The 8720-nt window shown below is 61.3% G+C and carries 9 protein-coding genes; 3 read left to right on the top strand and 6 right to left on the bottom strand.

Annotated features, from left to right (window positions below; genetic code table 11):
• Positions 1 to 200 precede the first annotated feature (200 nt).
• Together ACESNB_RS00935 and ACESNB_RS00930 are read right to left on the bottom strand one after the other, a co-directional pair.
• A complete protein-coding gene (locus ACESNB_RS00935; protein ID WP_373002638.1) occupies positions 201 to 2072 on the bottom strand; it encodes a feruloyl-CoA synthase in 1872 nt (623 codons plus the stop codon).
• The gene (locus ACESNB_RS00930) at positions 2069 to 2851 is read right to left on the bottom strand and encodes a potassium channel family protein (protein ID WP_373002636.1); all 783 of its coding nucleotides are present in this window, start codon (positions 2849 to 2851) and stop codon (positions 2069 to 2071) included. The genes ACESNB_RS00935 and ACESNB_RS00930 overlap by 4 nt, the downstream gene beginning before the upstream one ends.
• A 204-nt stretch (positions 2852 to 3055) precedes the next feature.
• On the opposite strand from ACESNB_RS00930, the gene ACESNB_RS00925 reads away from it, so the two are divergent.
• Together ACESNB_RS00925 and ACESNB_RS00920 are read left to right on the top strand one after the other, a co-directional pair.
• Entirely contained in the window at positions 3056 to 4765 is a 1710-nt protein-coding gene (locus ACESNB_RS00925; protein ID WP_373002634.1) for a S41 family peptidase, read from the top strand.
• A complete protein-coding gene (locus tag ACESNB_RS00920; protein ID WP_373002632.1) occupies positions 4762 to 5133 on the top strand; it encodes a hypothetical protein in 372 nt (123 codons plus the stop codon). Before ACESNB_RS00925 ends, ACESNB_RS00920 begins: the two co-directional genes overlap by 4 nt.
• Before the next feature lie 163 nt (positions 5134 to 5296).
• Here ACESNB_RS00920 and ACESNB_RS00915 read toward each other — a convergent pair whose 3' ends face one another.
• From ACESNB_RS00915 to ACESNB_RS00900, 4 genes are all read right to left on the bottom strand, one after another.
• Positions 5297 to 5854, bottom strand: coding sequence for a hypothetical protein (locus ACESNB_RS00915; protein WP_373002630.1), 558 nt, complete (start codon positions 5852 to 5854; stop codon positions 5297 to 5299).
• 260 nt (positions 5855 to 6114) lie between these two features.
• Positions 6115 to 6312 (bottom strand): hypothetical protein, encoded by a 198-nt coding sequence (locus tag ACESNB_RS00910; protein WP_373002628.1) that lies wholly within the window; start codon positions 6310 to 6312, stop codon positions 6115 to 6117.
• Positions 6313 to 6486: 174 nt separating this feature from the next.
• A complete protein-coding gene (locus ACESNB_RS00905; protein WP_373002626.1) occupies positions 6487 to 6702 on the bottom strand; it encodes a hypothetical protein in 216 nt (71 codons plus the stop codon).
• Complete coding sequence (locus ACESNB_RS00900; RefSeq protein WP_373002624.1) at positions 6699 to 8042, bottom strand: dihydroorotase; 1344 nt, start codon at positions 8040 to 8042, stop codon at positions 6699 to 6701. Before ACESNB_RS00900 ends, ACESNB_RS00905 begins: the two co-directional genes overlap by 4 nt.
• Before the next feature lie 112 nt (positions 8043 to 8154).
• On the opposite strand from ACESNB_RS00900, the gene ACESNB_RS00895 reads away from it, so the two are divergent.
• Positions 8155 to 8715, top strand: coding sequence for a biotin transporter BioY (locus tag ACESNB_RS00895; RefSeq protein ID WP_373002622.1), 561 nt, complete (start codon positions 8155 to 8157; stop codon positions 8713 to 8715).
• The last annotated feature ends 5 nt before the right edge of the window (positions 8716 to 8720 follow it).

The following is an 8720-nucleotide window of genomic DNA, read 5'->3' as shown; positions in this document are numbered from 1 at the left end:
GCGCTGGCGACGCACGCAAGCCTCAAGCTCAATACGGTCTGATGAGGAAAGAAAGCCGGTGCGGATCATGGGCATAGCTGAATCGTTCCAAGCCCAGCCGTCAAGCCATCAAATTCGGCTTCCGCAGGACTCGGAGTATAGGTCAAAAAAATGCGACGCTCATTTCGAAAAAATGAGACGAGAGTCACGAATTTTTCGAGTTAAACGCCTATAGCGACTACCGCGTCAAATACAGAACTCGCATATAGCATCTCTACCTGGTCCTTTCTGAGGTCCAGCGTGCGTCCCTGGTTCATGTATCCTTTTTCGGTGATCTCACCCGCATCCGCCTGGGGCGGTGTTTCCTGGAGCAGGATCCGGGCGATTCGCGCCGAAGGCTTCGGATTGGCCGCGTTGTGTTTCTGCAATCCGGCTTTTACCGCGCCGATGACTTTCGGATGGCGCGACAGTTCGGCAAGCGACAAGGCCTCACCCACCAGGCGCTGGCACCAAGCCTCATTGAGAAAACCGAGCAGACAGATTTCATTGCGGTTCAACCCGCACACGACCGCATCGGACAATGCGCCACCTGTCGCCGCCACCGCCTGCACCCGCACCGTGCCTGCCGACACCCACGTTCCGCTCGCCAGCTTGAATTCCTCTGCCGTCCGGCCATCGAAAGCGAGGCCCTTTTCCGGATGCTCGGGATCGACGAATCGCACTGCGTCACCCAGACGGTAATAACCTTCTTCGTCAAAGGCCTCAGCGGTGCGTTCGGGATTGCGGTAATAGCCGGGTGTCACGTTCACCCCCTTCACGCGCAGCTCCAGCTTCTCGGCATTCGGCACCAGCTTGAACGTGTTCCCCGGCAGCGGCAGTCCGATCAGGCCCATCACGTCATTCGGCCAGTGCACGTTTGATGCGGTCGGTGATGTTTCGGTCGCGCCGTAACCGGCCGACAGTGAGATGCGTTCACCGGTCACCCGAATCGCCACGGCCTGAATACGCTCATAGATGTCTTGCCCCATCGCCGCGCCGCCATAGGCCATGCAGTTGAGGCGCGAGAAGAAGGCGCGCGCAAGGTCTTCGTCCCGCTCCAGCTCGGTCGCCAGCGCCGCCCAGGCTGCCGGCACGGTCGTATGCTGCGTCGTCAGGATTTCCTTCAGGTTCCGGATCATTTCCGGCAGGCGCGCGGGCGTCGGCGCGCCCTGGTCCAGGTATAGCGTCCCGCCCCAATCGAGCATGTTGTGCAGGATCGAATGAGCGCCATATGTATGGCTCCACGGCAGGAAGTTGCACATCACCTGCGGCCCGCCCGTGATCTCCTCCAGGCGCGCCTCATCCCAGACTGAGCGGATCATCTTGGCATTCGCCGCGACCATGCCATGCAGGTTGATCACCGCCTTCGGCTCGCCTGTGGAGCCGGATGTCAGCATGTACTTCGCGACCGTCTCAGGCTTCAGCGCCGCATAGGCGGCGTCGACCGCGTCAGTCGGCTCCTTGGCAAAGCGGCCGATATTGACGCAGTCACATCCTTTCGGCTCGTTACGGCTGTAGAGCACCAGCCGGTTGCCCACGCCCATGCCATCCATACCGCGCTGATACTCGGCGCCATCCTCGACATAGATGAATTTTGGTTCGGTCAGCTGGTCGATATATTTCAGGCGCGCGAAGTCTTCACTCAGCAGCGCATAGGCCGGTGTCACGGGCACGACCGGGCTGCCGGCCCACATCGCGGCATACATGACCAGCGCATGATCGATCGCATTCTTCGACAGGATCATCAGCGGTGCATCCGGGCCCGCGCCGGCATCAATGAAGCCCTGGGCCAGCCGGCGCACGCGCTCGAGCCCTTCGCTATAGGTCATTTCGCGCCATCCATCCGATTGCGGGTCCTCCGGTACGCGCTCAGCGAGCCATATCCGGTCAGGCGCTTCAGCCGCCCACTTCACCAGCGGCGCCAGAAGATGCGGCGGGTGCGCCTTCAGCGGCTGTCCATTGTTCAAATAGATCGTGCCGTCAGGGCGTCGATCTATGTCCAGCTTCAGTGGAAGATAGGGCACTTCGCGAAACGGTAGGTTGGTGTTGCTCATGTCATGCCTTTTGTCGGGATGTGGATCACTGCGCCGCAATGCTTGCAGTGGACGGCATCGGGATCATGCATGGTCAGGCCGCACACGCCGCATTCCTGCTCGACCTTGTCTGTCGGCCGCAATATGGCGCGGACAAGCCGGAGGAACAGGGTCAGGCCCAATACCATGATGATGATGGCGATCAGCTTGCCGCTTTCGCCCACCAGCAACACGTCACCATAGCCCGTTGTCGTCAGGCTGGTGACGGTAAAATAGAGCGCATCGAGATAGGAATTGATGCCGTCATTGATGCGAACCTGCGAAACATAGACCAGCGCCGCCATGATGAAGACGAACACGATCAGGTTCGTCACCCGGTCGATCACCTGCTCATGCTGCTGAAAAAAGCCCCACATTTTCCCGGCACGCTTGATGAAGGTGAAGGCCCGGATCGCCCGCACCGCCCGCAGGACGCGCAGGAAGGCCAGGTTCGCCACAAGCAGCGGCGCGAACATCGTAATCACCACGATCAGATCAGCCCAGGGCAGGAACCGCATCAGGAACTTGCGCTTCGACCTAGCAATGTAGAACCTGGCCACAAGGTCGAACAGGATTACCGCGCCGATCACATAGTCGATTATGTAGTGATGCTGCCCCCGCTGCGCGAAAGGCGCCAGCAGGAAATAGATGATCGTCGCTAAATCGAAGATCAGCATGGCCCAGCGGAAGATGAACGGCCCGCGCCCATGCCCCTCGTAGAGCCAGAACAGCCCCCGGTTCAGCCCTTTGCGGTCGCTCAAGACAACTCCTCGAAAATTCCCATTGCCAAGCGCGTGCCTATCCCGGTGATCTATGTCTCATTCTGCATGAGCGCTCCGCGAAAAGCAAAGTCACACGCCAGATAGGCTGCAGATCACGATTTGTACATTCGCCCGAAAGGCGCGCATATTCGCGTGAAGATATAGCGGTGGCCCGGCTTGACCTGACGGGACACCCAAATCACCATGAAACCATCACTCAGCGACGAGACAGTGCATATGCGAAAAGACGGCTTTCTCTCCCACATGAAAATCATGCTGGCTGCCGCTGGTGTGGCCCTTGCACCCGCCTGTGGCGGAGGCGGCGGATCGGGCAGTGCGTCATCGCCTCCACCGCCCCCGCCGCCTCCCGCCGCAGCCGGTCCGACATGGACACAGGGTGTTTATGCTTCGGCAGGCACCTTCTCGGACAAATGCGAGGTGGTCCGCACGGGCGTCGACCTTGAAGGCAACGCATTCCCCGACCAGGCCGGATCCCTGTCGCAGGAAATGTTCTGGCTGCGGTCATGGACGCACGAGACCTATCTTTGGCCCGATGAAGTCACGGACCGGAACCCAAACGCCTACACCAACCGCATTGCCTATTTCGATACCCAGAAGACTTTCGCCACGACCGCGTCTGGCGAAAACAAGGATGATTTCCACTTCAATCAGCCTACCGAAGAATATCTGGAGCAACGGAATTCCACCGCCCTTCCAGGCTATGGCGCCGCGTTCGCCGTGTTTTCGTCGACGCCACCACGCGACATTCGCATTCGCTATACAGAGCCTGGTTCACCTGCCTCCGAAACCTCTCTTGGGCAGCCCAAGCTGGTGCGAGGCAGCCGAATCCTGCGGATAGACGGCATCGACGTCGTCAATGGTGCCGGCACGCAGGCGGAAGTTGACCAGTTGAACCGGGCGCTGTCTCCGCAGACCGCGGGCGAACAACATGATTTCGTGGTGCGCGATCCGGGCAGCTCGACCGACCGCTCCATCACGCTAGCTGCGGCCAACATCGCTCCCAAGCCCGTCAACCGCTTCTCGACCATCGACACAGCAGCAGGCAAGGTCGGCTACGTCCTGTTCAACACGTTCAGCCCCTTTGCATCGGAAAAGGAGATCGCCGACGCGGTGACGTCGCTGAAGGCATCGGGCATCAATGACCTGGTCCTGGACCTGCGCTACAATGGTGGCGGCCTGCTCGCCGTCTCCTCACAGCTCGGCTACATGGTCGCCGGACCGGCCCGCACGCAAAACAAGGCATTCGAACAGTTGCGCTTCAATGCTGCCGCTGGCAGTCGCAACCCTGTCACCGGCGCGTTCAATGACCCGATCCCGTTCTATTCAACCGGGCTCGGTTTCTCCCTCACGGATGGCCAGCCCCTGCCACGCCTCGACCTGCCTCGCGTCTATATCCTGACAACGGCCCGCACTTGCAGCGCCAGCGAAGCGCTGGTCAATGGCCTGAGAGGCGTCGACGTCGACGCGGTGCTCATCGGCGACACGACATGCGGCAAGCCGTTCGGCTTCTATCCGGCCTCGAATTGCGGGGAGACCTACTACAGCATTCAGTTCCAGGGCGTGAACGAGAAAGATTTTGGTGACTATACGGATGGTTTCGCACCGCAAAATTCACCCAACGCGTTTGCCGTGAAGGCACCGGGCTGCACGGTTGCCGACGATTTCACCCGGGAACTCGGTGATACGAGCGAAGCCCTGCTCGCCGCAGCCCTGCAGTATCGCCTCGATGGCACTTGCCCGGCCGTGCCGGTATCAAGCCAGTCGCCCCAGAGTGTGAGCGTGAGCAAGGCAACCACCGCTGACGGACCGCCGCTCGAATTGCCGGGGCAATCGCTCTCGGGAACCAATCGCGACATGAGCATGCCGCGCACGCAATGGAGTACCGGCCGATGACCAGACGCACGCCCCTTTCCTATATGTTCGCCAGCCTGCCCCTGTTCGCCCTGCCCGCCTGCCAGACACATGCCGACATGACACCCGCGACGCTCATGACGGATGACGCTGCCAGCATCGCCATTCTGAAGACCGCCCTCGGCGAGGCCATGGGACGCGCCAATATACAAATCGCGGCAGCGGACCTGACCACGGCCACCTATGTCTCTGTCCTGCCGCCGCCGCCAGGAGAGTTCGAAACGCACAGCGTGGCCATGCCCGTGGCGTTCGAAATCGTCCTGAATGACGGAGTTTGCACACTGGTGCGCCGCGAAACCGGCGAACATCATGCAGCACCCGGCCTGACCTGTCGTCCCGCGAAAGGTTGACCGTTGCCCTGCACTGCAAAAAGCCAGCATAGCCGCCCGTCCAGCCCCTTGCGGTCACTTGTGCAAATTCTGTCCCCCATCCGCCAATTGGTTAGTCGGTGTCGCGCGGAAGGCCGCAGAGGCAGGATGGCGCCGATGGCTGAATGTGTTTTGCGGCGCAGTATCATTTCCGGGCTTTCTCGATCTCGGCGAGCACGGCTTCACCGCGGACGATCTGTTCCTCGATGCCGTAACTGAGGCCAAGCTTGCCGTGCATGATCGTCTGGAATTGCTGGCGTGTGCCCGGCATCAGATCCCAGTCATAGCGTTCCAGACGGTTCTCCAACTCAGGTGAAAAGTCGGGATTCAGATAGATCGCATCGTGAAAACCGTCATGCGGCGCAGACACGCGCTGCAGTGTCAGGCTCGTCAGTTCGCGTTGAGAGTCAGCTGTCTCGTGATAGCGGATAAGCGCTGTACGAAGGTCCGGCGAGGACAGCTCGGAAAGCCCTCCCGCCGCCATCAACTCGATCAGCGTCACCGGTTCTGACGGGCCAGGCTCAAATCCGCCCGCGCTCCCCAGTGTCTGAAGAAACGCCGCCTTGTCTTCGGGTTCCTTGCCGTCCCGAATCGCCCTCAGAACATCGCGTGTTGCCGTGAGCGAGACATCGGCGTCGACCTTCGCGGCTTTTCCCGCCTCCACCACCGAGGTGAATTCCCTGGCAAGCTGTTCGAGGAACATGGCTTCTTTTGACCGCTATCGAGCCGCATCGTTCCAGTTCCCGACCTGCAGGCCAATGAACACACCAAACACAACGATCAGCGTTTCCACAGCGACGGTGAACCAGTCCTGCTTGCGCAAGGCATCCGCTAAACGGCGGAGGTCATATACCCACGCCTGCCTGCACGATCCTGCTTTCACGTCCCGCCACGACTCGTCCCCCGTTTGGAGAACTTAGCGCCAAATCCTGCTATGCCTGGAAAAAACGGAGTGTGCGTCTCTCACATCGATAGCTGCGCCATTGACCGCGCAAGATTGGCGCGCGCCTGTTCGTCCGATCGCTTTTGGCCCGCTTCGGTGGAATAGATCGTCTCACGTTCCGCAAATGATTTCAGTATCCGCAGGCGGCCGGCGCGGAACGGCTCATCTGGCACGAATGCGTATTCCGCCCGCACATCCGCTTCGTACGGGTCGAACACTGGCTCCGGGGCGCCGAGGATCGAGAGGTCGATGTCCAGGAATAGAGCAAGGTCGTTTTCATCGACATCATCCAGCCCGTCGGGAATCTTATGCTTTGCGGTGGCGCGAATGATCCGTGCGGCGAAGGCAAGGTCATCTTCGGCAAGCCAGACCTTTCCCTCAGCCTCAAGAAGCTATGCGCTCAGCTCCTCATTGTCCGGGCGCGTTGGATCATAAATCGCGTCATGCCAGTTCAGCGCCCAAAGCACGGCTTCAGGGCGGTACCAATGACCAGCCAGTCCATCGAAGTGACGCTTCAGCGCGTCGATATGATCCCATGTGTGATAATGGCGCTGCGGCTCACCATAGCGGGCCTTGAGGGTTTCGATCAGCCGCGCCGGGACACTCAAACCTCGGCAGGCTCCAGCGTCTCGTTGAAGCGCACGGGCTTGCCGCCGCCCTTGGCGACGATCTCGCCGTCGCGCATCACGAAGCCGCCGCGCACGATGGTCGCCACCGGCCAGCCGGTCGCCTCGAACCCGTCAAACGGTGTCCAGCCGCATTTCGACTTCGACCACTCCTTCGTAATCGTCTCCTTGCGCTTCAGGTCCACGACCGTGAAATCGGCATGATAGCCCTCGGCGATCCGGCCCTTGTCGGCGAGGCCGAACACACGCTGCGGCCCGGCGCTGGTCAGCTCAACGAAGCGCTGCAGCGACAGTTTCCCATTGTTCACATGCGTCAGCATGACCGGCACCATGGTCTGCACGCCAGGCATACCCGACGGCGAAGCGGGATACGGCCGCGCCTTCTCCTCGATCGAGTGCGGTGCGTGGTCCGATCCCATCACGTCCACGATCCCGGCATTCAGCGCGCGCCACAGCGCATCGACATGGCGCTGCTCGCGGATCGGCGGGTTCATCTGGGCATAGCCCTTCAGCCGCTGGTAGGCCTCCGGCGCCACCAGTGTCAGGTGCTGCGGCAGGCATTCCACGCTCGCCACATCCTTGGCATCGCGTAGCATCTCAAGCTCTTCTGCCGTTGTGATGTGCAGCACATGGATTCGCTTGCCGACCTTGCGCGCGAGATTCAGCAGGCGCCGCGTCGACATCACAGCGGTCTCTACATCGCGCACCACAGGGTGGCTCGTCCAGTCGCCGGTCACCGCCAGCTCGCGCCGTTCGGCGAGGCGGTACTCGTCCTCGGAATGGAAGGCCGCGCGCCGCTTGATCGCGCGCAGCACCGCTTCGACGCCCTCGTCATCATGCACCAGCAAGTCGCCCGTCGAAGCGCCCATGAACACTTTCACGCCGCAGCAACCCTGCGTCCGCTCCATCTCGGCCAGCAGGCCGACATTGTCATGCGTCGCTCCGGCATAGAAAGCGTGGTCGATATCCATCCGGCCTTTGGCCCGCTTCAGCTTGTCGGCCAGCATCTCGGGACTCGTCGTCGAAGGGTTCGTGTTCGGCATCTCGAACACCGCGACCACGCCACCCAGCGCTGCCGACCGTGCGCCTGACTCCAGGTCTTCCTTCCATTCGAGGCCCGGCTCGCGGAAATGGACCTGGCTGTCGATCACGCCCGGCAGGATATGCAAGCCCGTGGCATCATAGGTCTCACCGGCGCTGGCGGCCGACAGGTCGCCAATCTCGGCGATCCGCTCGGCGCGCACGCCAATATCAACGCGGGCCTCGCCGCCGGGAGTGACAACGGTGCCGCCACGTAGGATCAGGTCAAATGTCTTGCTCATGCACTCTATATGCTACCGCTTGCCGGGCATGTCATCCCGTGACGCTGCCGTAGCCCTTGACCTCACCCGTGCTGCACCGCACAAACCGCGCTGCACAGAGACAGGAATCGCCATGAAACTCGCCAGCGCCCGGACCACCACCCCTTCTGCCCTACGGCCACTCATTATCGGCCTCGCAGGCGTCGCTGCGCTAACGGCATCTTCCTATATTTCCGTCCCGATGTACCCGGTGCCGATAACGCTGCAAACAATGGTTGTCCTGCTGATGGGCGCCTTGTTGGGCCCGCGCACGGGGGCCGCCATCGTGCTCTCATGGTTGGCCTTGTCGATGACCGGCGCGCCCGTGCTGGCCGACGGCAAGTCCGGACTTGCCGCCTTTGCCGGTCCGACAGCCGGCTATCTTGCCGCCTTCCCGCTGGCTGCCTTCCTCGCCGGCTACCTGCCCAAGGGTGACCGTCTCACCGCCCACGGCCTGCGCCTTGCTGGCTTTCTCGGCCTTCACGCCCTCGTATTGACGCTTGGCTGGGCCTGGCTATCGGGATTTGTCGGCGCTGAAACCGCCTTCGCAGCAGGCGTTGTACCCTTCCTGATCGGTTCGCTCCTGAAAAGTGGGCTTGCCACCGGAATCTATGCGGCATGGAAAGGCACTGACAAACAGCGCGGCGACCACTAGGTTAG

It is taken from the genome of Hyphomonas sp., from assembly GCF_041689225.1.
Classification (GTDB): Bacteria; Pseudomonadota; Alphaproteobacteria; order Caulobacterales; family Hyphomonadaceae; genus Hyphomonas.
Note: the sequence above shows the minus strand (reverse complement) of the source record. Positions and strands in the feature narration are given on the sequence as shown.